22 protein-coding genes and 3 pseudogenes are annotated in these 23,048 nt (G+C 41.7%); 11 read left to right on the top strand and 14 right to left on the bottom strand.

Annotated features, from left to right (window positions below):
- Positions 1-12 precede the first annotated feature (12 nt).
- Both AC6IZ0_RS16715 and tatC read left to right on the top strand, forming a co-directional pair.
- Positions 13-2,236: pseudogene (locus tag AC6IZ0_RS16715) on the top strand (transglycosylase SLT domain-containing protein).
- A gap of 124 nt (positions 2,237-2,360) precedes the next feature.
- Positions 2,361-3,146, top strand: coding sequence for a twin-arginine translocase subunit TatC (tatC, locus tag AC6IZ0_RS16710; protein ID WP_497723955.1), 786 nt, complete (start codon positions 2,361-2,363; stop codon positions 3,144-3,146).
- Positions 3,147-3,158: 12 nt separating this feature from the next.
- On the opposite strand, the gene plsY is transcribed toward tatC, so the two are convergent.
- From plsY to AC6IZ0_RS16690, 4 genes are all read right to left on the bottom strand, one after another.
- On the bottom strand, positions 3,159-3,839 hold the full coding sequence (gene plsY / locus AC6IZ0_RS16705) for a glycerol-3-phosphate 1-O-acyltransferase PlsY (protein ID WP_497723954.1): 681 nt from the start codon (positions 3,837-3,839) through the stop codon (positions 3,159-3,161).
- A gap of 69 nt (positions 3,840-3,908) precedes the next feature.
- Positions 3,909-5,168 carry a DUF3086 domain-containing protein gene (locus tag AC6IZ0_RS16700; RefSeq protein ID WP_497723952.1) on the bottom strand — a complete coding sequence of 420 codons (1,260 nt, stop codon included), beginning with the start codon at positions 5,166-5,168 and terminating at the stop codon, positions 3,909-3,911.
- Positions 5,169-5,256: 88 nt separating this feature from the next.
- Positions 5,257-5,673, bottom strand: a complete 417-nt coding sequence (locus tag AC6IZ0_RS16695) for a DUF3119 family protein (RefSeq protein WP_271733203.1) — start codon at positions 5,671-5,673, stop codon at positions 5,257-5,259.
- 70 nt (positions 5,674-5,743) lie between these two features.
- Entirely contained in the window at positions 5,744-6,541 is a 798-nt protein-coding gene (locus AC6IZ0_RS16690; protein ID WP_497723951.1) for an MlaE family lipid ABC transporter permease subunit, read from the bottom strand.
- 363 nt (positions 6,542-6,904) lie between these two features.
- Between AC6IZ0_RS16690 and AC6IZ0_RS16685 the strand changes: the two genes are divergently transcribed.
- The 5 genes from AC6IZ0_RS16685 to AC6IZ0_RS16665 all read left to right on the top strand — a co-directional run bounded on the left by AC6IZ0_RS16685 (position 6,905) and on the right by AC6IZ0_RS16665 (position 9,661).
- The gene (locus AC6IZ0_RS16685; RefSeq protein ID WP_271733200.1) at positions 6,905-7,201 is read left to right on the top strand and encodes a hypothetical protein; all 297 of its coding nucleotides are present in this window, start codon (positions 6,905-6,907) and stop codon (positions 7,199-7,201) included.
- Between the two features lie 357 nt (positions 7,202-7,558).
- Positions 7,559-8,005: an IS607 family transposase gene (locus tag AC6IZ0_RS16680; RefSeq protein WP_497723950.1), complete on the top strand. Its 447-nt coding sequence runs from the start codon at positions 7,559-7,561 to the stop codon at positions 8,003-8,005.
- Positions 8,006-8,033: 28 nt separating this feature from the next.
- The gene (sppA, locus tag AC6IZ0_RS16675; RefSeq protein WP_271731004.1) at positions 8,034-8,855 is read left to right on the top strand and encodes a signal peptide peptidase SppA; all 822 of its coding nucleotides are present in this window, start codon (positions 8,034-8,036) and stop codon (positions 8,853-8,855) included.
- Between the two features lie 70 nt (positions 8,856-8,925).
- A complete protein-coding gene (gene aroH / locus AC6IZ0_RS16670) occupies positions 8,926-9,339 on the top strand; it encodes a chorismate mutase (RefSeq protein ID WP_497723948.1) in 414 nt (137 codons plus the stop codon).
- A gap of 37 nt (positions 9,340-9,376) precedes the next feature.
- Positions 9,377-9,661: a hypothetical protein gene (locus AC6IZ0_RS16665; protein WP_497723947.1), complete on the top strand. Its 285-nt coding sequence runs from the start codon at positions 9,377-9,379 to the stop codon at positions 9,659-9,661.
- A 48-nt stretch (positions 9,662-9,709) separates the two neighbouring features.
- Here the strand turns inward: AC6IZ0_RS16665 and crtR are convergent, their stop codons facing one another.
- Complete coding sequence (gene crtR / locus AC6IZ0_RS16660; RefSeq protein WP_271730999.1) at positions 9,710-10,600, bottom strand: beta-carotene hydroxylase; 891 nt, start codon at positions 10,598-10,600, stop codon at positions 9,710-9,712.
- Positions 10,601-11,028: 428 nt separating this feature from the next.
- Here crtR and pyk point away from each other — a divergent pair, with 428 nt between their 5' ends.
- Positions 11,029-12,801 carry a pyruvate kinase gene (gene pyk, locus AC6IZ0_RS16655; protein WP_497723946.1) on the top strand — a complete coding sequence of 591 codons (1,773 nt, stop codon included), beginning with the start codon at positions 11,029-11,031 and terminating at the stop codon, positions 12,799-12,801.
- Here the strand turns inward: pyk and AC6IZ0_RS16650 are convergent.
- From AC6IZ0_RS16650 to rfbC, 6 genes and pseudogenes are all read right to left on the bottom strand, one after another.
- Positions 12,793-13,380 carry a Uma2 family endonuclease gene (locus AC6IZ0_RS16650; protein WP_497723944.1) on the bottom strand — a complete coding sequence of 196 codons (588 nt, stop codon included), beginning with the start codon at positions 13,378-13,380 and terminating at the stop codon, positions 12,793-12,795. The genes pyk and AC6IZ0_RS16650 overlap by 9 nt on opposite strands.
- Before the next feature lie 46 nt (positions 13,381-13,426).
- A complete protein-coding gene (locus AC6IZ0_RS16645) occupies positions 13,427-14,527 on the bottom strand; it encodes a glycosyltransferase family 4 protein (protein WP_497723942.1) in 1,101 nt (366 codons plus the stop codon).
- A gap of 462 nt (positions 14,528-14,989) precedes the next feature.
- Complete coding sequence (locus tag AC6IZ0_RS16640; protein WP_497723940.1) at positions 14,990-15,964, bottom strand: GDP-mannose 4,6-dehydratase; 975 nt, start codon at positions 15,962-15,964, stop codon at positions 14,990-14,992.
- Between the two features lie 128 nt (positions 15,965-16,092).
- Positions 16,093-17,170 (bottom strand): annotated as a pseudogene (locus AC6IZ0_RS16635) (glucose-1-phosphate thymidylyltransferase).
- Positions 17,167-18,060: a dTDP-4-dehydrorhamnose reductase gene (gene rfbD / locus AC6IZ0_RS16630; protein WP_497723939.1), complete on the bottom strand. Its 894-nt coding sequence runs from the start codon at positions 18,058-18,060 to the stop codon at positions 17,167-17,169. The pseudogene AC6IZ0_RS16635 and the gene rfbD overlap by 4 nt, the downstream one beginning before the upstream one ends.
- Positions 18,053-18,597: pseudogene (rfbC, locus tag AC6IZ0_RS16625) on the bottom strand (dTDP-4-dehydrorhamnose 3,5-epimerase). The gene rfbD and the pseudogene rfbC overlap by 8 nt, the downstream one beginning before the upstream one ends.
- Between rfbC and AC6IZ0_RS16620 the strand changes: the two are divergent.
- Genes AC6IZ0_RS16620 through AC6IZ0_RS16610 form a run of 3 tightly spaced genes read left to right on the top strand, consistent with a single transcriptional unit; the run spans position 18,581 to position 19,492 of the window.
- Positions 18,581-18,739, top strand: a complete 159-nt coding sequence (locus AC6IZ0_RS16620) for a hypothetical protein (protein ID WP_271731849.1) — start codon at positions 18,581-18,583, stop codon at positions 18,737-18,739. The pseudogene rfbC and the gene AC6IZ0_RS16620 sit on opposite strands and share 17 nt — an antisense overlap.
- Positions 18,736-19,167 carry a PIN domain-containing protein gene (locus tag AC6IZ0_RS16615; RefSeq protein WP_497723938.1) on the top strand — a complete coding sequence of 144 codons (432 nt, stop codon included), beginning with the start codon at positions 18,736-18,738 and terminating at the stop codon, positions 19,165-19,167. Before AC6IZ0_RS16620 ends, AC6IZ0_RS16615 begins: the two co-directional genes overlap by 4 nt.
- A gap of 1 nt (position 19,168) precedes the next feature.
- Positions 19,169-19,492, top strand: coding sequence for a YlcI/YnfO family protein (locus AC6IZ0_RS16610; RefSeq protein WP_271731853.1), 324 nt, complete (start codon positions 19,169-19,171; stop codon positions 19,490-19,492).
- Positions 19,493-19,572: 80 nt separating this feature from the next.
- Here the strand turns inward: AC6IZ0_RS16610 and AC6IZ0_RS16605 are convergent, their stop codons facing one another.
- From AC6IZ0_RS16605 to AC6IZ0_RS16595, 3 genes are read right to left on the bottom strand one after another with little or no spacing between them, the layout of a single operon-like run.
- Positions 19,573-20,733 (bottom strand): glycosyltransferase family 4 protein, encoded by a 1,161-nt coding sequence (locus tag AC6IZ0_RS16605; protein WP_497723936.1) that lies wholly within the window; start codon positions 20,731-20,733, stop codon positions 19,573-19,575.
- A 28-nt stretch (positions 20,734-20,761) separates the two neighbouring features.
- Positions 20,762-21,130: an EamA family transporter gene (locus tag AC6IZ0_RS16600; protein ID WP_271731856.1), complete on the bottom strand. Its 369-nt coding sequence runs from the start codon at positions 21,128-21,130 to the stop codon at positions 20,762-20,764.
- 13 nt (positions 21,131-21,143) lie between these two features.
- Positions 21,144-22,964: a glycosyltransferase family 39 protein gene (locus AC6IZ0_RS16595; RefSeq protein ID WP_497723934.1), complete on the bottom strand. Its 1,821-nt coding sequence runs from the start codon at positions 22,962-22,964 to the stop codon at positions 21,144-21,146.
- Positions 22,965-23,048: the final 84 nt, after the last annotated feature.

The following is a 23,048-nucleotide window of genomic DNA, read 5'->3' as shown; positions in this document are numbered from 1 at the left end:
GGGGGAGTATCCATGGGAAATCAACTACAAAAAAAACAGATTTCTTTGATTGCTGGTGCAGTCTTATTTGCCTTCTCAGCAGGTGCAATCCTATCTACCCCTAACATCAGAACATTCTGGGGGGAATGGTTCAACTCAGCCATAAATCAGTCTGAACAAATTTCTACAGCTAGCCAAGTCAAATCAGATGTATTTCCATTAGTATCACAGTCTCCACAAGAACGAGCAGAAAAACTAGAAGCGATCGCCAATAGTTCCATTTCACCAGACCGAGAACGGGCCCGTTATCTGTTAGCCAGTGATTTAATTAATATTAGGGAAGCAGAAAAGGCCTTAAGTCTTCTAGAAGGACTAGAAAAAACTTACCCCAGTCTGGGCGCGTATATTTTACTCAAACAAGCCCAAGCACAGGACATACTCGGTGAGAGTCGTCAAACCTCCAATCTACGACAAAGAGTGCTGCGAGATTATCCCCAAGCAGCCGCAACAGCCAGAGCGCTGTATATGATCGCCCTACCAGAACATCATGATCGGGCGATCGCAGAGTTTCCCTCACATCCCCTCACCTGGGAAATTATTTATAAACGCTTAAGAGAAAATCCCCAACAGCCAAATTTACGGTTAATTTTGGCACAACACGCCTTTCACCAACCGGGAATAGTAGGTGTGTTAGATGAGCTAGTAAAACAATCAGATATCAAACCCGATAGCGATAACGTAGCAGTTGCTTCCATAGATTGGGAGATTGTCGGTACAGCTTACTGGGAAAATAATCAATTTGAACGAGCTGGTGATGCCTATGTTAAAGCACCCCAGACAGCCCGCAACCTTTACCGCGCTGCGCGAGGTTTACAGATAGGAGGTAAACAACCCGAAAAGGCATTGGCGATTTATAATCAACTAGTAGAAAAATTTCCCGATGCTAGGGAAACCGGACTAGCCCTATTGCGTTTAGCTGAATTGGCTAAAAACCGTAAAGATGCTTTGCCCTATCTTGACCGAATAATTGCTAATTTTCCTCAACAAGCTAGTATAGCAGTAGTAGAAAAAGCCAAAATTTACCAGGGGCTAAATGATCAAAAGTCGGCTCAACAGGCGTGGGAATTGCTATTAAGTGAATACGGTAGTTCTAATCAAGCCGCAGAGTATCGCTGGAACAAAGCCAAAGAGAAAGCCAAAGCCAAAGATTACTTAGGGGCTTGGCAATGGGCAGAACCAATTGTGACTAAGAACCCTAATAGTATTTTAGCTCCCAGAGCAGGCTTTTGGGTGGGCAAATGGGCTACCAGACTAGGGCAACAAAAGGAAGCTAAAGCGGCTTATGAGTATGTGTTGAGTCAATTTCCTCACTCTTACTATGCTTGGCGTTCAGCTGTAACTCTGGGGCTGAATGTGGGTGATTTTGATAACCTCAGGGAATTGCAGCCGGAAGTAGTTCTAGAGCAACGACCTGTACCCCCCGCCGGTTCAGAAACTTTCAAAGAACTGTATTTACTCGGTGAAGATCGTGATGCTTGGTTCCAATGGGAAACAGAATTTACCAATAAACTCCAGCCCACGGTAGCAGAACAGTTTACTGAGGGATTAATGCGCCTGGTGAGAGGGCAAAATCTGGCAGGAATTAACTTGATTTCTCGACTCGAAGACAGGGAAACACCAGAGGAACAAGCGGAGTATCAGGCTTTGAGCCAGCAGGTAAGTTATTGGGCAAGCCCGTTATCCTTTTCTCTATCGCCAGGAAATTAAAAAATGGTCGGCTCAACGAGAGTTAAATCCCCTCCTGGTAATTGGTTTGATGCGTCAGGAATCAATGTTTGAGCCAAAAATTAGATCTGTGGTCGGTGCTACTGGTTTAATGCAGATCATGCCGACTACAGGTGAATGGATTGCTCCCCAAATTCAGTTGGATAGTAAAACAATTGACTTAGAAGACCCCAACGAAAATATTAATCTGGGAACATGGTATTTAGACTATACCCATCGGCGGTATAATAATAACTCCATGTTAGCGATCGCAAGTTATAATGCTGGCCCTGGCAACGTCGCTAGATGGCTACAGACCATCGGCAAAGATGATCCAGATGATTTTGTGGAAGATATTCCTTTTAATGAGACTAAAAATTACGTGCGCCAAGTATTTGGTAACTATTGGAATTATCTGAGACTTTATAACCCCGAAATTTCCGCCAAGGTAGCAAGATATTCACAGATACACCCCAAATTGCCCCAGAGGTAATTCAAAAAGAAAAGATAAAATCCTGATAGCCTAGTCTGGCGTAAGTCATTGTTGGGAAAAACATAGTTTTGTCACTGCTTCGCCGGATACAATAGTTAAGAAATGTTGCCTATTGAGATGACTAATGACACCCTCACAAGATGTAACTACTCCTGATATCCAACAAGAGGAATACGGCAACTCAGAACCGGATGCTCTCAATGAGTTGCCTGATGAAGTGGAAATGTCCCTTTTCGACCACCTAGAAGAGCTACGACAACGGATTTTTTATTCTTTAATTGGTGTTGCAGTTGGTGTTGTTGGCTGCTTCATCGCCGTGAAACCCATTGTTAAGTTACTGGAAGTCCCCGCCCAAGGGGTCAAGTTTCTCCAACTGGCTCCAGGGGAATATTTCTTTGTTTCCATCAAAGTAGCGGGTTACAGTGGGTTAGTACTTTCTAGCCCCTTCATTCTTTACCAAATTATCCAGTTTGTTCTTCCGGGACTAACTCGGCGGGAACGCAGCTTACTCGGACCGGTGGTTTTAGGTTCTAGTGTGCTGTTTGTCACGGGTTTAGTATTCGCTTATTTACTATTAATTCCCGCAGCTTTGAATTTTTTCATTAGCTACGGCGAAGATGTGGTAGATCAACTATGGTCTATTGACAAATACTTTGAATTTGTGCTGTTACTATTATTTAGTACTGGTTTAGCATTTCAAATTCCCATTATTCAATTATTACTAGGTAATTTGGGAATTGTCTCCTCTCAAAAGATGATTTCTGGCTGGCGATTTGTAATTATGGGAGCAGTTGTTCTCGGTGCTGTTCTCACCCCTTCCACTGACCCCCTGACCCAAAGTCTCTTAGCAGGAGCAGTTTTAGGACTCTACTTTGGTGGTATTGGTCTAGTGAAGCTGACAGGTAAGTGATTAATTAGATAGCTAGCTATCAGTAGTTGTTTCTGTTGCTAGCTTTTGCCCGATTTTTGGCTCTATACCTGCAAGTAGTCGCTGAATGTTAGCACGATGGCGGAAAATTACGTAAATTCCCCCAGTAATACCAAACAGGATATAGGGTAGGGGTTGATGTAGAGTTAACATCAAAATCGGCACAGCGATCGCACCGGCAATGGAACTTAATGATACAATTCTGGATATAGCTATAAACACAGCAAACACTGCGGCTGTAGCTAATCCTACTTGCCAATTCATCGCTAATAAAATTCCTAAGCTGGTAGCTACAGACTTACCGCCGGAGAAGCCGAGAAAAATTGATTTACTGTGTCCCAGGATAGCTAATAACCCCACTAAAGTAATCATCCAAGATTGCCAAAGTTGGGTATTTAGCGTTGAGGGGAGAAGATTTTGAGTGGGAGTAAAGGAAAATAACCAGTAAACAACTGCGATCGCTAAAACTCCCTTGAAGCAATCAATTACTAAAACCAGAGCGCCCGGGCCTTTCCCTAAAGTGCGCAATACATTAGTTGCGCCGGTTGAACCCGAACCAACTTCGCGAATATCAATACCCTGTAAGAGCTTTCCCGCAATGTAGCCAGTGGGAAAAGAACCCAACAGATAAGCTATCACCAAAGCCACGCCACACAAACTTAACCAAATAGCCATAATTAAATCACAAAACACCATAAAAATTCAAGGCTTGCAGTGAGGACAAAAGTCCTCCGTTTCCATCTGCTATAGTCGGAATGCTCCCCCTTCACCAGAGTAACTTCTCACGGCTTTAGGGTCTGGTGCAAAAGCCAACCATAGAGGAAATTGCAGTATTGCTAAACTGATTTGCTCTTCGGAATCGTCAATTATAATTAAAGGTAATTGATTAGTCTTTACCAGTCGGTCAGCCTTCAAAGCCAAAGCATCGGGTGTTTCAAACAAAGCTACACCCTGGTCAGGACCAAAATCTGTGCGACCAATTCCTAAGCAGTCTTGCAAACCGCGCCGCCATTCACCTAAACGTTCTGGGGAATTTGCTAAAACCAGAGTACGGAGGCGATCGCCATATAAACTGTGTAATATAGAAGCGACAGATGAACCAATGAGAATATTCTGCAAGCGGCTTCCCATGGTTCGCAAAGCGCCGCGTCCTCCTTGTTTAAAGAACCAGTTAGCAACTCGTTCTGCGTGAACCGGTTCAAAAGTCCGGCGTAATTGCCAGGGCGGACCATAGTAATCTGGGTTACTACGATACTGGTCAATCAAGCGGCGAATTTTATTTGTAGTCTCTTGAAACTGTTGTTGGGCAAATTGGGGTGTTTGTGGCTGTTCTTGGGTGATTTTCACCTCTGTGACCACAGGTTTGGCGGGTTCGATTGGTGTCAGTTGCAATTGTTCTGCTGACATTGCCAAATCCTGTAAACTACCGGTGAGATAATCCTTAAAGCCTTGCACCCGAATTGCTAAATCTTGAGATGCTCCCGCAAAAGTGGTTCGCATTTCATTACGAATGCGTTCTTGGCGGCGTTCTAGTTGTTCTACAGAAATTTGCAGAGCTTGTTTGCGTTGTTCTAACTGCGCCAGTGACTCTTGTACAAGTCGCCCCAGAGAGATTTGAGTTTGACTAAGTTGTTCTTGAAGGGTTTTGTAAGATGCTTGTAGATTGGCTATTTCTGCCTTTAGGGATGCTTCTTGGCGTTGCAAATCTGCCACTGTATCCTCAGCTTGAGCAGATAGTGAATTATCTTGTTGCTCTACCACGACGGGAGTTTGTGGTTGTTGTACTGCATCTTCAAGGGTTGAGTCTTCTGTGGAGTCAATGGCGGCAAATGCCACTTCTGTATGAGGTATGATTGGCACAAGATTTGCATTATTTGGTTGTGTATCAGTAGATGAAGTTGGCGCTCCTGTTTCCAGCAGTGAGTCTGGGGATGAGTTTTCTGCTTCTATTTGTTCCAACCACTCATCCATCTGTTCTGGAGTTTGAGATTCCTCTGGGTTCATAAACAATAATGCAAATAAATAAGTTTCAAGAATATAGTCTAGATGCAAAACCACTGAGCATTGAGGCTCACAGGATTCAGAAAATAGGTCATATCCGTGGACAACGTGATTCTAGACAAGATTTCAGGGTTTTGGGGTCAAATAAAATCGGTAAAAAGTGAATGCTATTGACTTCCTTAAAATAAAACAGGATAGGGATTCCATTCCAAAATATCCGCCAGTTTTGCCATTCCTGATAGGGAAAGCGCCGCAGTAATTTTTCCCCTCGATAGATATCTAAATCTGTGGCGGTGAACTGTAAACGTATTGTTGCGGTTTGTAACAACAGAAATAAGCCCAATAATGCAATTACCACCCCTACCCAAACTTGCACTACCAATAGAGGTATGGCAGCAATCAGCAATACAATGGGGATATTATAACTAGGCTGGAGTTCCACAGTTGAGGTGGAATCAGTTGTAAATGAACTGGTCACAGTTTCCCATCCTGTTTTGTTGGTAAACATCTATCCTATTTTAGGGGTTCTGGGTTTGATTAACTTGCCGAGTTATTGGTGAACAGTTCCCATTCCTGTGTCAAAAACCTTCTAGCAATGCACTCCCCGCTCCCTGAAACATTAACCATGAGAGAAAAAAGTTACTAATAAATATAATTAGCAAGGAAGTCACAACAGCCGTTGTGGTGGATTGTCCCACGCCTTTTGCTCCTCCCTTGGTCGTTAAACCCCAGCTGCAACCAATGACGGCGATTAACAAGCCAAAGCAACAGGCTTTAATTAAGGCGCTGATGATATCGCCAATGCTGATCAGGTTGCGAGCTGAGTCTAGAAATACCGTATCGGGTATACCATATATATTTGTGGCAATTATTAATCCCCCTAAAATCCCCGTGATTAAAGACAGGAGGGTTAAAATCGGCAGCATTAAGCAGCAAGCTAGTAGGTCAGGGATAACAAGGTAATCAATGGGGTCTGTTTTTAAGATGAATAAAGCATCGATTTGCTCGGTTACCCGCATCGTCCCAATTTCGGCTGCAAAGGCGGATCCGACTCTTCCCGCCAAAACCACGGCGGTAAGTACTGGTGATAATTCTCTTGTTAATGCTACCGCTAGGACTCCGCCAACTAGATTACTAGCGCCAAAATTAATAAACTCCCTCGCTACCTGAATCGTAAATACTGCGCCCACAAATACAGCCGTTAACAGGGCAATAAATAGGGAGTCTGGCCCCACAGTGGCCATTTGCTCTACAGTATTGCGCCAATTAATTTTTCCCCTCAATAGGTGAACTATTACTTGTCCACCCAGGAAAATCGCCGCCAGCAGTCGCTGACTCCATGCTCCTAAACTGGATTTGGATTTAGTCTCACTCAATGTTTTTTAGCTAACTCGGTAACTGCATTCAGGATAGCGGATCTCTGTTGGTTGGGGGAACCCTACTCCCTGGGTGAAACATTAACTTAATTTAAAGGTCATCTCATAAAGTAAAGTTGTTTAAATCGATTTTTGATGCCATTATTACGAAATGATATAGACTGAAAGCTATGTTTGGCAAGTTTTTTAGATAATTTTAGAGTTTTTCCCGATCAGATTATCTGATTTAAAAGGTGAAGATTTTTTTTAATCAAAACTTAAGATTTTTGACATATTGCTTTTTAAGGAGCGATCGCACGTATTCTGGAAGATGACATCTTAGTTCTCGGCGATTGTTCACTCTCTCAACGGAGCCTGCTGTATATGTCTATTTTCACCAACTTTCTCCGCTCCCTACTGCTGACTATGTTTTTTAGTTTTATCGCTCCTATGTCCTTGGTGGGGGGCGTATTATTCCTTTTGCCTGTCATCGGTTACTTTCCAGCTTTACAAGGGGCTACTGATGCCAGCACGATGAGGATCATCCATTTTCTTTCTATCTTTGGTAGCGGTCATCCCCTTCATGGACTTGTGATCATTAGTTTGACTTGTAGTTTCGTTGGGGCGCTATTCGATACCTATGCTTACTACCGCTATCAAATCTTACGCATTGACTCTTAAGTAATTAGAGCACTTTACTGTGTTCACATACTCAGAAATGGCTTCATGTCCTGAGCCTAGACCTACATGAGTCTTATCAGGTTTATATAATTAACTTGTTTTAATAAAAATTAATTAAATTAAATAATCAATAGCTGACCAACTATTGTGTTACGCAAATTATGTATTAATTATCATTGTAGCGTCACCTTTAAATAAAGATATACAAAGAATCTAAAAATTTCATTAAGATTGCTGATAACACCATGCCTACTGATTTTTGGACTAGAGTAAATTAGGTCTACAATAATTTAATGAATTTATAGTCATTTATGTACATTTGTAGTATAATATTATGAATGTACGATCATTAAATGAATGAAACTATCTGATTATGCAAAAAAGGTAGGGATAAGTTATAGAACTGCGTGGCGTTGGTACAAATCCGGCGTAATCACAGGTTATCAACAACCTACAGGAACCATAATTATTAATCTACCTGAAACTAACCAAAACCCTAACAAAGTTGTAGCTATCTACTGCCGTGTTTCTGATAATGGTTCAAAAGACAACTTAGAAAGACAAGCTGAAAGGTTAACCCAATATGCTACAGCTAGGGGGTACACAATATATAAAGTTGTTAAAGAAATCGGCAGTGGGTTAAATGACAACCGCAAACAGTTGTCAAAGCTTCTAAAAGACGATAAGTATAATATTCTTCTGGCCGAACACCCTGATAGAGTAGCAAGGTTTGGTTTGAACTATTTAAAGATTCTTCTTAATAAACTAGGTAAAGACTTTTCATCGCTAGGCATTTTATATTGAGTGTATTACAGAGGTTTTTTAACTGCTCATGGTCTGGCCTTTCAAGTCTAAGTTTCGTAAACAAATTGCCCGGATTGAAATTACTGGTGCTATCGGTGCTTCTACTCGCAAGCGCGTGTTAGAAGCCCTAAAAACCATAGAAGAGAAAAAGTTTCCCGCTTTACTCCTGCGTATTGATAGTCCTGGGGGTACAGTGGGCGATTCTCAAGAAATCTACAGCGCCCTGAAGAGGTTACGCAATCAAATCAAAATCGTCGCCAGCTTTGGCAATATTTCGGCTTCTGGCGGTGTCTACATTGGCATGGGAGCAGAACATATCATGGCTAACCCTGGTACAATCACTGGTAGTATTGGTGTGATTTTGCGGGGTAACAACTTAGAACGGTTGCTGGAAAAAATCGGTGTGTCCTTCCAAGTCATCAAGTCTGGCCCCTACAAAGATATTTTGGCATTTGACCGCCAACTGACTGGACCAGAACAAAGCATCCTGCAAGAGTTAATTGACGTGAGTTATCAGCAGTTTGTCAAGACCATCGCTCAAGCGCGTTCTCTAGAACTAGAAACTGTTAAGACTTTTGCTGATGGTCGGATTTTCACCGGGGAACAGGCTTTAGAATTAGGTGTTGTAGACCGTCTGGGAACTGAAGAGGATGCACTGCGCTGGACGGCGGAAATGGTGGGTCTTGATCCGGATAAGACACCCTGCTATACCCTAGAAGAACGAAAACCTTTATTGAGTCGCGTTCTACCCGGAAGCCGTCTGGTTTCATCAGGGCTGGGGGCGGGAATTGATTGGTTGGAATTTGAAATGTCTACCAGTGGTCTGCCACTGTGGTTATATCGACCTTAAATAATTAGCAGTCATTGTAAAAAATTTACAATGACTGATGACCAATGAGTAATGTAAGGAGGATTTTGGCGTGGAGTGGCAAATGCGGGCTATTCGCGGAGCAACAACCGTTGCTGAAAACACTATTGAAGGGATTAGAGAAGCGGTAACCGAACTAATAGATCAACTAGAACAAAGGAATCAACTCCAGCCAGAAAAGATGATTAGTGTGACTTTTTCGGTGACACGTGATTTAGATGCGATTTTTCCGGCGGCCATTGCGCGATCGCGTTCTGGGTGGGATAATGTGGCAATGTTGGATGTACAACAAATGCACGTCGAAGGTAGCTTAGAGCGTTGCATTCGGTTTCTTATCCACGCTTACCTTCCAGCTTCTACACCAATTAATCATATTTATTTACGCCAAGCTGCTAAATTACGTCCAGATTGGAGTTTATCCCAGCCGTTACAATCATCACAGCAGGCAGTTAAGTCAAAAGTTTAAAATTTGACTGTCAATTATATGTAAAAATTAACACGAAATGAGCTATTACGGTAGTGATGCGGCTCAACCTGCTGCCATGGGCGGGAGAATGTTTAATGAGCGGGTAACTGGTGTGTGCGTAAAACTAGAAGATTTTCTGACCATTCTCTCCAAAATGGAGCAGCCACTAGTAATTGTCACAAGTGAAGGGTATTTCACCAAAATTTATAAGTATCTCACAGCATATAAAGGTTTTGTGTTTTTCACGGAATCTTTAGAAAAATTGCAACTTGGTAGCAAGATTGAGGTGATTTACGCTCAAAGCCTATCTACTGAGATTTGACGTTTTGTGTCCACAAAACCAGCCCACCCAAGGTGGGCTGGGGTATTTCTATTGGTGATGACGATGAAATCTAATCCCGATAAAAATATCGTAAACAAACTCTAAAAAGTCCTTTTTTTGTAATAAACCTGATGTTTGAGGACTACCCTTTTCATCTAACAACGGCTTCATTGCATAATAAGCAGGTTGGTAATTATACCAAGGAATAGAAGGCCACAGATGATGAATCAGGTGGTAATTCTGTCCTAAAATCAGGATATTGAGGAGTTTACCAGGATAGACCCGGGCATTTTTCCAGCGATCGCGTTCCACAAAGGGACGATGTGGTAAATAATCAAAAAATAATCCTAGTGCTATCCCCACTAAAAAAGCTGGGATAAACCAAAAATTGAGAATGTAACCTAAAAAATGATACTGAATGGAAATATAAAAAATTGTGCCGACAATTAAGCGGCTAATGAACCATTCTAATAGTTCATAGTTACGCCACAGTCGCCGCTGAAAGAAAAACACCTCATGGTACAAAAAACGTACCGCTATCAACCACAACGGTCCCCCTGTAGAGACGTAATGATCCGGGTCGTTCTTAGGATCATTGACATGGGCGTGATGCTGTAAATGCACCCGTGTAAATACGGGGAAGGCAAAAGCTAATATCAAGGCGCTACCATGGCCTAACATGGCATTAATGATTCGGTTACGATGGGCAGATTGGTGACAAGCATCGTGAATCACAGTGCCTGCACAATGTAAAGCAATGGTATTAATGGTAAAGCACAACCAATCTGGCCACTGCCAGAGCCAGTAACCAAAGTTAGATAATACCAGCATTGTTACTGTGGACAGAAACAGTAGCAGTGTGGGATTAAAATCACCAGGAGGCGCTAAAAATTCCTTGGGGGGGATTTTTAGTGACTTCTGTGCCTCCAATGTGAGCATTCTTAACTCCTTGTTTAATGAAACATTACGAATATACGATAAACATGAGTAAATAATAAACTTTTGTAAGCTTTTATTTAGCAAGATTTAACTTGATATTTGCCGAAGCCCAGATGAATAGCGCTATGATTCCAGACGAGAGATAAGTTTTTCTGCTCGCGTAGGGTGTCTAGGCAACCAATAAAGAGTTGACTGAAAAATCTATATTCAGGAGGATGGAACCCAGTTTGGTGTACGATATCTACTCTATCTCACAAATCTTGGGAAATCTTAACCAGGGTAAAATTATCATTTCTGTTGCGAGTGACTCTCACACCCCATTCATCCTCCGCCTCTGTTGGTTATGGATATAACAGAGACTGAAAACTAAACGCCCCTTAAATTAATATGAATCTCTAGATAGAGATAGCCCCCTAGAATCAGCCCCTATGCAATTAAGAGACTCTCTACGCCGGACAAAAATTGTTGCTACAATTGGGCCTGCCACTAGCAGCCCAGAAAACCTGAAGGCGATTATCGAAGCTGGTGCGACGACACTGCGGCTCAACTTCTCCCACGGTACTCATGCTGACCATCAGCGTAGTATTCGCTTAATTCGGCAAACTGCCTTTGAATTAAATCAGCCTGTGGCAATTCTCCAAGACTTGCAAGGGCCAAAAATTCGCTTAGGTAAGTTTGAACATGGGTCGATAATTTTAGAAAAAGGCGATCGCTTCACCTTGACAAATCGCCCAGTTGTCGGCTCCCAAGAAATTAGCTGTGTTACCTACGACTATTTAGCCCAAGAAGTGCCTGTAGGTGCGAAAATCCTGCTAGACGATGGGCGAGTAGAAATGGTGGTAGAGGATATTAACCCTGACAAAGGCGATTTACATTGTCGTGTGACGGTAGCTGGTAAGTTATCTAACAATAAAGGTGTTAACTTTCCGGGTGTTTACCTATCCATTAAGGCCATGACCGACAAAGACCGCGAGGATCTCATGTTTGGTCTAGATCAAGGTGTAGATTGGGTAGCGCTTTCCTTTGTACGTAACCCCCAGGACATCATCGAAATTAAAGAGTTAATTTCTAGCACTGGTAAGCAGGTTCCAGTCATTGCCAAAATTGAAAAACATGAAGCCATTGAACAAATGGAACAAGTTCTGGCTTTATGTGATGGCGTGATGGTGGCTAGAGGTGACTTGGGTGTAGAACTACCTGCTGAAGATGTCCCTGTGCTGCAAAAGCGGTTGATTGCTACAGCTAATCGCTTAGGGATTCCCATCATCACGGCTACCCAAATGTTAGACAGTATGGTGAGTAATCCCCGTCCTACTCGTGCTGAAGTCTCAGACGTGGCTAATGCCATTTTAGATGGTACGGATGCTGTGATGCTATCGAATGAAACTGCTGTGGGTAATTATCCTGTGGAAGCAGTGGCTACCATGGCGAGAATTGCTGAACGCATGGAACAGGAAGCGGCACAAAATTCCGCCCTACTTTCCCACCGAGATGAGCGACGTTCTATTCCTAATGCTATTAGTCAAGCTGTGGGGCAAATTGCTCAACAATTGGGCGCAGCGGCAATTATGACCCTGACACAAACAGGGGCTACAGCTCGGAATGTTTCTAAGTTCCGTCCCCATACCCCGATTTTGGCTGTGACTCCCCATGTGAATGTGGCACGACAATTACAGATGGTTTGGGGTGTGAAACCATTGTTGGTACTAGGTTTACCTTCTACTGGGCAGACTTTTCAAGCTGCTATCAATGTGGCTCAAGAGCATAACTACCTGTCTGAAGGTGATTTAGTGGTGATGACTGCGGGTACTCTTCAAGGTGTTTCCGGTTCCACTGATTTAGTTAAGGTTGAGGTGGTGACCGCTGTGCTAGGTCAGGGTATTGGCTTGGGACAAGGTTCGGTAAGTGGTCGTGCTAGGGTGGCTCACACTGGTATGGATGTGAGTAATTTTAATCCCGGTGATATTTTGGTGGCACCCCGGACTGATGCGGATTTTGTTGATGCCATCCGTAAGGCTGCCGGTATTATTACTGAGGAGGAAAGTCTAACAAGTCACGCTGCTGTCATCGGGTTGCGTCTGGGTGTCCCTGTGATTGTGGGTGTGAAAACAGCAACCCAGGTAATTCGTGATGGTGCAATTCTTACTCTGGATATGCAGCGGGGTTTGGTCTATTCTGGGCCTGGGAGCTTCTTAATCTGAATTACTGCAAAAATCTATTCTCTGGTAAATCTGGCTATGGGGAATTTGGCAATCTGCGGAGGCTAAAGTTAAGATTCCGTTTTGAGCGTCAGATTCTCTTAACAGCCAGTTACCTTCTGGAGTTTTGCTAAACTGTTCAATATGAATTGTATATTGGTCAATTAGTATATATTCTTGCAATTCCGGGAGGGAACGGTAATAAGTAAATTTATCTCCCCTATCTCTACTGCTGGTAGAGTTAGAAAGTACCTCAAAGATGATACTGGGATTTATTACTGTATCGGTTCTTCCCTCTTGAAAGCGGGGTTGATTTTTAATGATGAGAATATCAGGATAGGTGTATTGTTGGTAATGGGGAATCCACAAGCGTAGGTCACTAGTGTAAACGCGGTAATCTTGTTCTCTCAGAGCCAGGCTAAGAGCAACTACTAAATTGATAATGATTTGGTTGTGATTAATAGAGCCGCCAGTCATGGGTATAATTTCCCCGTTACGGTATTCACTGCGATACTCAGCAGTTTCTTCAAGTGCGAGGTATTCTTCTATAGAATATTGCTGGGTGGGAGTTTGCACAACCATAGGGTTTTTGTGTGAAGGCTGGAGTAAGATAACTTTAGCCTAACATTCATAAATAGCGGGATAAAACTTCTGCAGTGGCAAGTCCGGTTTTTTGCCAACTGAATTGACTGGCTCTATTTATACCTAGGGTAGAGAGGTGCGATCGCATTTGCATATCTTCAGCTATTATCTGCATAGCTGCGGTAATTTCTGTTAGGTTGTAGGGATTAATTAAAATCGCTGCTTCCCCCGCTACCTCTGGAAGGGAAGAAAGATGAGAAGTAATCACTGGGGTCCCACAAGCCATTGCTTCGAGGACTGGTAAACCGAACCCTTCCCAGAGGGTCGGAAATACTAGGGCGATCGCATTATAAATAATTTTTGGTAGTTCGTCATAGGATACGTAATTGAGAAATTTTGTCTGTTGAGTAATTCCCAACTCTGCGACATGGGTTTGTAAAAGTGGAGTGTAACGCCTATCAACCGGACCTGCTAACCATAGTTGATATTCACCCCTATTTGGTAGCTCCGCAAAAGCCGCTATAATCCGGTGTAAATTTTTATAAGGGTCATGTCTTCCTAGATAGAGAAAATATGGCGGATTGTCAGGTGATTTTTCTTGAAAAGGGTGAAAATGTTCACGATCATAACCTAGGAGAATGGGGGTGATTTGACTGGCGGGAATTTGATAAAAATTAATGATATCCTCTGCTGTCGCTTGGGAATTGCAGATTATGTGTTGTGCTTGTTTGAGGACTTGGGGAACGTAGTAACGATGGTAAGCTGTCAAGGGTGATAAGGGTTTGGGAAAGCGCAATGGTATTAAGTCGTGGGAAACGACCACAAAACGACAGTTACTATAAAGCGGTGCTTCTGGTAAGGGGGAAAATAACAAGGGAGATTTGAGGTGATGATAGATTTGGGGAAGTTGGAACTGTGTCCACAATAAGCGGCGCAAATGTCCTTTTGTCCCTTGAGCGGGGGTAAGATTATTGGGAACTGGATAGCAGTTAAATTCTGGGTCTTTTTGTGCTGTTAATAAGGTGGGATATAGAGATTTTAAATAAGGGAAGATATTTTGAGCATAGTTACTAATCCCTGTTGGCTGTGAGGAAATAATAGATAAGTTTATAATTAGTTGGTTATCTAATGTTTTGATTAAATCCATTAATTGTACTTGTCAATTTTTAACTAAAAAATTAAATAACTCAGGGGATTAGGGGAACAGGGAACAGGGAACAGGGATTAGGGATTAGGGGAACAGGGAACAGGGATTAGGGATTAGGGGAACAGGGAACAGGGAACAGGGATTAGGGATTAGGGGAACAGGGAACAGGGAACAGGGAACAGGGATTAGGGGAACAGGGAACAGGGAACAGGGATTAGGGATTAGGGGAACAGGGAACAGGGATTAGGGATTAGGGATTAGGGATTAGGGGATTAGGGATTAGGGATTAGGGGAAGAAACAAAATCAAGTCCCATTCCCTTGTGAAGGGAATGGGGAGGGTGGGGGGAAAACAATATTTGATACACTAATCATACCTTTTAAAACAACCTCTTAGGATAGGTGAGGATAAACACCTACAGATTATGTTCATCTGTGGTTCATCAACCCAATACATGATGCTGTTAATCGAGGCTATCCCGCAATTTTTTCAGGTCATAATCAACCATTAATTCTACCAGTTGTGTGAAATTATATTCAGGTTGCCAACCTAACTCAGTTTTAATTTTATCCACAGCACCAACTAACTGCACTGGTTCATCAGGACGGTAAAAAGCGGGGTCAACTGTCACATAATCTTGCCAATTGAGACCAACGCTGTTAAAAGCAGATTCGACTAATTCTCTCACAGAATGAGTTTCACCACTGGCAATAATATAATCTTCCGGCTGTTGTTGCTGCAACATCAACCACATGGCATAAACAGCATCTTTAGCGTAGCACCAATCACGACGGGCATCTAAATTACCTAATTTTAGTTCATTTGCCAAACCCAGTTTAATTTGGGCGACGGCGTGGGTAATTTTACGAAATACAAATTCTGTACCCCGTCGTGGTGATTCGTGAGTATAAGTAATACCACAACAGGCGTAAAGGTCGTATTTTTGCCGATAGTTAACAGTCATCCAGTGGGCGTAAGCTTTGGCCACACCGTAGGGGTTCCGGGGACGAAAAGCGGTGCGTTCGGTTTGGGGTGACTCATCAGGTTGACCAAAAACTTCACTGCTAGAGGCTTGGTAAAATCTTACATCTGGTTTGCAGCGGCGAATAGATTCTAAGATACGGGAAACACCTAAAGCTGTATATTCAGCTGTCAAAGCTGGTTGAGTCCAAGAAAGGGGGACGTAGCTTTGAGATGCAAGGTTGTAAATCTCATCCGGTTGTGAATCGGTAATTACATCCATTAAGGAAGATTGATCGAGGAGGTCACCTGATACGATTTCAATGTCGCTGGAAAGGTGGCTAATACGTTCTAGGTTGCTGGTGCTGGAACGACGGACTAGTCCGAATACTTGATAACCTTTGGTTAAGAGAATTTCCGCCAGATAGGAGCCATCTTGTCCAGTCAGTCCAGTGATGAGGGCTTTTTTGGTAGTCATTGTTAATATAGCATTTCCCATGCTCGTGAGGTACAATTTTTTTTAGTTTGAGGGAACACCGGAACACCGGAACAGGGAATAGGAAATTGGTGTGTACTTCATGAGCCTGAAAAAGGCTTTAAAGTAAATTATATGAGTTCAATTTGAGAATCATCACCAATCAAAAACCGTAAGGCTTTAGGACGACGAGGCGCAACTGTTAATTGGGCGCGTTGTCCAATGACGCTATCAATGATACGCTGATTAATGCCGATAATTTTAGCACCTTCTAAAATTACACTATGCTCTAAATCAGTATCAATCAGGGTAGTGTGATCAGCAATGCTGCTATAGGGGCCAATAAAGCAGTTTTCTAAGTAACAATTGTTGCCAATCACTACTGGTCTCGCGAATTGTACAGTTAATAATTTGGGAATTAGTCCCAATTTCTACTCGCCCAATAATCTGACTTTTGCTGTCAACTTGACCTAAATTAGATGCTTTTAAATAAGTATCGAGAATTAAACGGTTAGCTTCTAGTAAATCATCTTTTTTCCCAGTATCTAGCCACCAACCATCTAGGTTACAGGCTATGACTTGTTTTTTGTGGTCAATTAAACATTGAATCGCATCGGTGATTTCTAATTCGCCTCTGTTTGATGGTTGGATGCGATTAATGGCTTCATGAATAATGGGGGAAAAGAAATAAACCCCGACTAATGCTAAATTTGATGGGGGAACTTTGGGTTTTTCAATTAGTTCTAATACTTGCCCTGTGTGGTCTACTTTAGCAACACCAAAAGCACTAGGGTTGACAACTTCCCGCAGTAGGATTAATGCTTCTGGTTGTTGTTGCGTAAATTTTTGTAGAAAGTAACTTAAGTCTCCTGGTTGAATGAGGTTGTCACCCAAGTACATGATAAAGGGTGAATCTGCTAAAAAGGTACGGGCGACTTTGACCGCATGAGCTAATCCGGCGGGTTGGTCTTGTAAAATATAGGTGATGTTAGCGCCAAAACGTTGACCATCCCCGGTTTTATTTTTTACTTCTGTTCCGGTTTCAGGGCTGATAATGATACCAATATCAGTGATACCCGCGGCAACCATTTCTTGAATGCCATACCATAAAATGGGTCTGTTGGCAACGGGTACGAGTTGTTTTGCACCTGTATAAGTGAGTGGGCGTAGGCGTGTACCTTTACCGCCAGAGAGAATCAGTGCTTTCATAGTGATTTGGATTGAGAGCGCCAGTCTGTGAGCATGAGTCTGAGTCTTTGTCGCCAATGGGGCGGGTAAGTCCCTAAAACTTCTGATATTTTCCCACAAGCTAGGACAGGATAAGCTGGGCGACGGGCTAAGGTGGGATATTCGGCGGTGGTGATGGGGATGACTTTGGGTGGTGTGAGGGGAAAACCTAGTTGTTGGGCTTCTGCAAAAATTGCGACGGCGAAATCATACCAGCTAATCACGCCACTATTGGTATAGTGGTAAGTGCCGGCAATTTCTGGTGTGCACTGGGGTATGATCTGGTCGATCGCCTGCGCAATATCTCGCGCCCATGTGGGACTACCAATTTGGTCTGTAACTACACCAATTTCTGGGCGTTCTTTACCCAGTCGCAGCATGGTTTTGACAAAGTTACTTTTACCAAAACTGCCATAAACCCAAGCTGTCCGCAGGATAATATGATGGGGGTGGGTTTGTTGAATTGCTCTTTCCCCCGCTAGTTTGGTTTGACCGTAAATATTTAGGGGGTTAGTTAGATCATTTTCTTGATATGGGCGAGTTTGTTGACCATCAAAGACATAATCTGTAGACAGGTGAATCAGGAAACAACCCAGTTTTTTGCTTTCTGTGGCGATAATTTCCGGCGCTGTTGCATTGATGGCTGTGGCTAATTCCGGTTCGGTTTCGGCTTTGTCTACAGCAGTGTAAGCGGCGGCGTTAATAATGATTTGGGGTTGGATATCTCTAATAATTTGCGCCAAGCGATCGGTTTGAGTTAAATCTATATTGGGACGTGCTAGGGGAATAATTTTGTGATGGGGTGCAAGAATGTTTTCGATTTCTTGACCAACTTGACCTTTACTACCCAGTAGTAAGATTGATTTATTCATAGATTTGTGCTGTTCTAAATGCTTGACCTTGAGTATCTTTATCTGATAGAATAGGTTTAGTTTTAATAGGCCAGTCAATCCCTAAATCTGGATCATCCCAGCTAATGGTGCGATCGCCTTCACGACAGTAATAATCTGTAGTTTTGTAAATAACTTCTGCCGTTGGTGACAGCACGAGAAAACCGTGAGCAAAGCCCGGTGGTATCCACATTTGGTGTTTATTCTCCGCGCTGAGTTCATAACCTACCCATTTTCCGCAGGTGGGGAACTTTTTCTAATATCTACAGCGACATCAAAGATGGTACCCACCACAGCGCGGACTAATTTACCTTGGGGTTGAATAATTTGATAGTGGAGTCCCCGCAGGACGTTCTGCTGGGAACCAGAATGGTTATCTTGGACGAAGTTGACAGTAATACCTAATTGCTCAGTAAATTTTTGCTGATTGTATGATTCCCAGAAAAAACCCCGCGAGTCAGCAAATACTTGCGGTTCGATGAGATGAACCTCAGGAATTTCAGTGGGTGTAACTTTCACAGGTGTTGCTTATACCGATGTTAGCACTAGTAATTTAGCACATAATATTTCTCTAACTCTTAACCCCATTATGCAAAAGATTTTTGGCGATCGCCAGATATCAGTTAATGACACCGAATGCAGTGCTATAGTAGTGTCATGACAGAGCAAGCCCCATTACATCTGGTTATCGACACCAACATCGTTTTAGAAGGCTTAACCAAACAGGGGGGCGCATCAGGGCTGATCATCGAAGCTTGGTTAGGAGAATTATTTATCGTTCATATTTCCACAGCGATCGCCTATGAGTACCAAGATGTTTTGACCCGCAAACTATCCCCCATCCGTTGGCAAAACCTACAACCCGTCCTTGGTAGGTTACTCACCCTCACCGAATTTACCGAAATCTACTTTACGTGGCGACCTACCTCCCCTGATCCTGGTGATGATCTGATTATCGACTGTGCCATGAACGCTAATGCGGCGATCGTCACCTCAAACCTCAAAGATTTTCAACGGGCAAAACAGTTCCTAGGTTTAACTGTTCTGTCCCCCGTCGAACTCATTCTGAAACTGACAGGAGATCAATAAAATGAGCCGTCTCACCCTACGCTTACCCGAAAGCCTCCATCAACAACTCAGTTATCAAGCCTCCCAAGAGGGCGTATCCCTAAATCAATACATCGTCTATGCCCTAACACGACAAGTTTCCCAAAATTATGTCGTTGAACCCGTTTCCGCTCAGACCGTTGAACAGCAGAGTATTTCATTCCAAAAACTGCTCAATGATTTGGGTCAGGCGACCCCCGAAGAGGTAAAACTCTCACTAGACACAAGGGAAGTGGTAGAACCAGAAAATGAACTAAGCGCCGATATTATCTCTAAACTCCGACAGAAGATAGCGAGCAAAGCCTAGATTTTGAGCACAGAATTTTTGGCTGACAACTATCCCACAGGCGATCGCTACTCTTATGACTTTAATTCTTGGGAGATTGATCAAATAATACTCCTATAAGCCTTTAATGTTTCTTTTGCTGTTATTTCCCAGGAAAATAGTCTGGCTCTTTCTCGACCTTTATTAATTAATTGTTGGCGTAAATCAGAATTACTAATTACTTCTAAAATCCCCGTAGCTAATTGCATCGGGTCATTGGGATCAATGAATATAGCTGCATCTCCTGCAACTTCTGGGAGGGAGGAAGTGTTAGCAGTGACCACAGGTGCGCCTAAAGTCATTGCTTCTAAGACAGGTAAACCGAATCCTTCATAATGGGATGGATAAACAAATACATCAGCTTGGGAGTAAAATAATCCTACTAATTGGTTATTGAGGTATTCTAAATGGTGAATTTTGTTTTGCCAAGGTGAATTTTCAATCGCTGCAAATATTGGCTTGTAGTTCCATCCTTTTTTACCTATTAAGACTAATTGATGAGGAATTTTATATTTTTGGTTTAATAAATTAAATGCAGTAATGATGTTTTCAATGTTTTTTCTGGGTTCTATGGTGCTGACAAACAAAATATAAGGTTGAGAAAAATCATATTTAATTTTTGTTTCTAATTCTTGAATATTTGCTGGTTCTAAGAAGGATGGATGATAGCGACTAGCTAAGGGAGTTACATAAATTTTTTCTGGTGCTACGTGCAAATATTCGATAATATCTTGTTTAGAGCTTTCGGAAATTGTTAATACTAAATCTGTCCACTGTAAACAGCGCCGCACTCTTTCTGTATATGTTTTGACAACTCCATCTACATACTGAGGATATTTGATAAATGTCAAATCATATATATTCATTACCTTGAGGCTATTTTGACAAGGATAGACTGAGTAATTAGTACCATGTAAGATATCTGGAGAGTCAAAATATTTTTCCCAGTAAGATAAACCTGGTTTAAACCCTGAAGCTAAGAGTAAATTTGATAGTCTTACCGGTAAAGGAAATACATGACCATGGGGGTAATGTTTCAGAGTATCAGGGAAGCGCAAATCACCCCGTAACCACTTTTTTAAACCTGGTTGATAAACTAATCCTAACTCAAAATTATCTGCTGTTTGTATTGCACTCAGAGCAGATATTAAATTAGCTACATAAAACCCAATCCCGCTCGGTTGGGGTTCTACTGGGGTAGCATCAATGAGGATTTTCACCATGAAAATTATTAAATTTTATCTTAATCGGTCATTTTTGCCAAACTACTAAAATCACTCCAGCGATAATAGAACTCAAACCTATCAGACGAGTGAGAGGAATTGTTTCTTTAAAAATCAAGTAACCCAACAACACTGAAAACACATACACTAATGCTATGGAAGGGCCAGCAACACTTAAATTCACCCTGGTTAATAAGAGTATGTAAGCTACAGCACCTAAACCATAACAGGTCAACCCGATTAACAGTTCCGGGATGGTAATGATACTGAAAATATGGCTAATGGTATTGTTTAGATTGACTTTGCCTAATTTAAGTGCGCCAGCTTTTAAGAAAAACTGACCAGCTACACTTGTTAAAACTGATATTAATAATAAACTAAATTCTTGTGGGGTCAAGGCAATCTCCTAATTATTTGGGCTTGATCACATCTACATTTATCACATAAAGTGACTTGTCATTAATTTTAGGGAACTCGCTCACACCTTCTGCTATTAAGTCAAAATTTAGTTTATACTTTCCTGGTTCTGGAGGAAAATTAATTGACCCAATGGCGTTGACCAACTCATTGGTTCTGGGATTTCCAGAAACAAACATTCTCACCTCACTAATTAGATTATTTTTTTCATTTAGGAAACGTCCCCTTATCCGTGTTTCTCCTATTACTACAGCAGACTTATAACCAACCCATCTGGATACACCTGTATTTTTAAGATTAGCTTTAAATACTTGCACATAACCAGGTGGGACTGATATTAGTGACTGTATGGGCTGATCCTGGTCATCTGTAATTTTTTGAATCACCCCATCAAGACCCTGTATATAAGTTGCATTGTCAAAGTTTGGCTTAATAATTTGATTTAAGGATGCTCTCATATTTCTTTCTATTTGACTATCTTTTATATCCCAAAGTCTATGATGGTACAAATCTACATTCAAAGGAATAGCATTCCATAAAACACCTGGATTATAAGCAAAAGCTCCTGCAAGTTGAACCAAGGTGGAAAATAAACCCAAAGTTATAAATATAAATAACTTCAAGCTGATAATTTTATAATTGGGTAATACTTTCGGAAATATATTAACAAGATAATAGCTAATTAAATAACAGAAAATAGGTAAAATATCAGTCATAAATCTAGGTCCGTAGCTATGACCAGCCCACCAAAAACGATACAAAAAATAACTGAAAAGTAATATAAATCCAGCGACTGACATACATCCTATCAAGTCATCCTGATCATACTTGCGTTGACAAATTTGATAGGCTCCCAATAATGAATAGACAAGGATAGGAGAGAAGATTAACAGTCCCCTCCCAGGACTAATTAGGGTTCCTAGTGATGACTCGATGAAATTATTCAAGCTATAAGGTGATTCTGAAAAAAGATGTGAACTTGAGTAACCACCAACGAGATTATTAAAGTAGTATAGGTTCCATACAATAGAGGGAACTGCTGTAATTAAGCCGGAAAATAGGAAAATAGCTTGCCGCCGATAGGTAAACACTGAGTATATAATCGCTGCTATGGTATATACTGCACTTGTAGGACGAATACCAGGAAGAAGTCCACAAGCTATACCTGCTAATATTAACCACTTACTCCGATGGTGTTTTGTAGCTCTATTAGCTTTTAGTAAACAAAATATAATACTTACCAGCGCTAAATTAGAGATTCCGTGCTGCCATAGCCCTTGAGAACTTGTCATCCATGTATTTGTAGCAAAGGCAAATATAAAGGTAGTTACTAAAGATAACCCTCGCTTAAACTTTAATCTCAGAGATAAATAAAAAATAGAGACTGTGAAAGCTGTAGTAATTGACGCTGCTAGTTTTTCAAAAAATAATCTATGGACTTCAAAACTTACAGATGTTAAATCTATAGGAACTGATAAATATTCTGTCAGTTTTAAATATACATAAAAAATTACATACAGGGGAAAAGTTACAATGGCTGTTCCTATGGGATAGGCAGAAGTTAAATGTCCATTATTTGCTTCTGCAAAAAAGTAACAACTACCATAACTTACAGTACAAAGATAGCTTTCTTTGAAAGCATCTAAATGTAGGGTATGGTTTTCTAACAAATTAAAAGCTAACAAAGTATTAGGAGCTGTATCACCAGAACTTATGGTGGCTCCATTAGCAAGATAAACTAGGAGAGAAAAAACAAATAAGAAAATTGTTTCTAGTACGGTAATCATGTTATATAGCAATTCTAAATGATTCATGAACAATTTCTGTTCCCTGTTCCCTGTTCCCTTTCCTCACTGATAATTTTTCAACTCAAATAGGATGACTATAGTTATATTTTA

This window comes from Anabaenopsis sp. NIES-4685, assembly GCF_059725405.1.
The sequence above is the reverse complement of the archived record's forward strand: the minus strand, read 5'-3'. Positions and strand labels throughout refer to the sequence as shown.

What these genes read in the sequence shown, in the direction of transcription:
- tatC (WP_497723955.1), top strand. Translation starts at nt 2,361, where the DNA reads ATGACACCCTCACAAGATGTAACTACTCCTGATATCCAACAAGAGGAA.
- plsY (WP_497723954.1), bottom strand. Translation starts at nt 3,839, where the DNA reads ATGGCTATTTGGTTAAGTTTGTGTGGCGTGGCTTTGGTGATAGCTTAT.
- AC6IZ0_RS16700 (WP_497723952.1), bottom strand. Translation starts at nt 5,168, where the DNA reads ATGAACCCAGAGGAATCTCAAACTCCAGAACAGATGGATGAGTGGTTG.
- AC6IZ0_RS16695 (WP_271733203.1), bottom strand. Translation starts at nt 5,673, where the DNA reads ATGTTTACCAACAAAACAGGATGGGAAACTGTGACCAGTTCATTTACA.
- AC6IZ0_RS16685 (WP_271733200.1), top strand. Translation starts at nt 6,905, where the DNA reads ATGTCTATTTTCACCAACTTTCTCCGCTCCCTACTGCTGACTATGTTT.
- AC6IZ0_RS16680 (WP_497723950.1), top strand. Translation starts at nt 7,559, where the DNA reads ATGAAACTATCTGATTATGCAAAAAAGGTAGGGATAAGTTATAGAACT.
- sppA (WP_271731004.1), top strand. Translation starts at nt 8,034, where the DNA reads ATGGTCTGGCCTTTCAAGTCTAAGTTTCGTAAACAAATTGCCCGGATT.
- AC6IZ0_RS16665 (WP_497723947.1), top strand. Translation starts at nt 9,377, where the DNA reads ATGAGCTATTACGGTAGTGATGCGGCTCAACCTGCTGCCATGGGCGGG.
- crtR (WP_271730999.1), bottom strand. Translation starts at nt 10,600, where the DNA reads ATGCTCACATTGGAGGCACAGAAGTCACTAAAAATCCCCCCCAAGGAA.
- pyk (WP_497723946.1), top strand. Translation starts at nt 11,029, where the DNA reads ATGCAATTAAGAGACTCTCTACGCCGGACAAAAATTGTTGCTACAATT.
- AC6IZ0_RS16650 (WP_497723944.1), bottom strand. Translation starts at nt 13,380, where the DNA reads ATGGTTGTGCAAACTCCCACCCAGCAATATTCTATAGAAGAATACCTC.
- AC6IZ0_RS16645 (WP_497723942.1), bottom strand. Translation starts at nt 14,527, where the DNA reads ATGGATTTAATCAAAACATTAGATAACCAACTAATTATAAACTTATCT.
- AC6IZ0_RS16640 (WP_497723940.1), bottom strand. Translation starts at nt 15,964, where the DNA reads ATGACTACCAAAAAAGCCCTCATCACTGGACTGACTGGACAAGATGGC.
- rfbD (WP_497723939.1), bottom strand. Translation starts at nt 18,060, where the DNA reads ATGAATAAATCAATCTTACTACTGGGTAGTAAAGGTCAAGTTGGTCAA.
- AC6IZ0_RS16615 (WP_497723938.1), top strand. Translation starts at nt 18,736, where the DNA reads ATGACAGAGCAAGCCCCATTACATCTGGTTATCGACACCAACATCGTT.
- AC6IZ0_RS16610 (WP_271731853.1), top strand. Translation starts at nt 19,169, where the DNA reads ATGAGCCGTCTCACCCTACGCTTACCCGAAAGCCTCCATCAACAACTC.
- AC6IZ0_RS16605 (WP_497723936.1), bottom strand. Translation starts at nt 20,733, where the DNA reads ATGGTGAAAATCCTCATTGATGCTACCCCAGTAGAACCCCAACCGAGC.
- AC6IZ0_RS16595 (WP_497723934.1), bottom strand. Translation starts at nt 22,964, where the DNA reads ATGAATCATTTAGAATTGCTATATAACATGATTACCGTACTAGAAACA.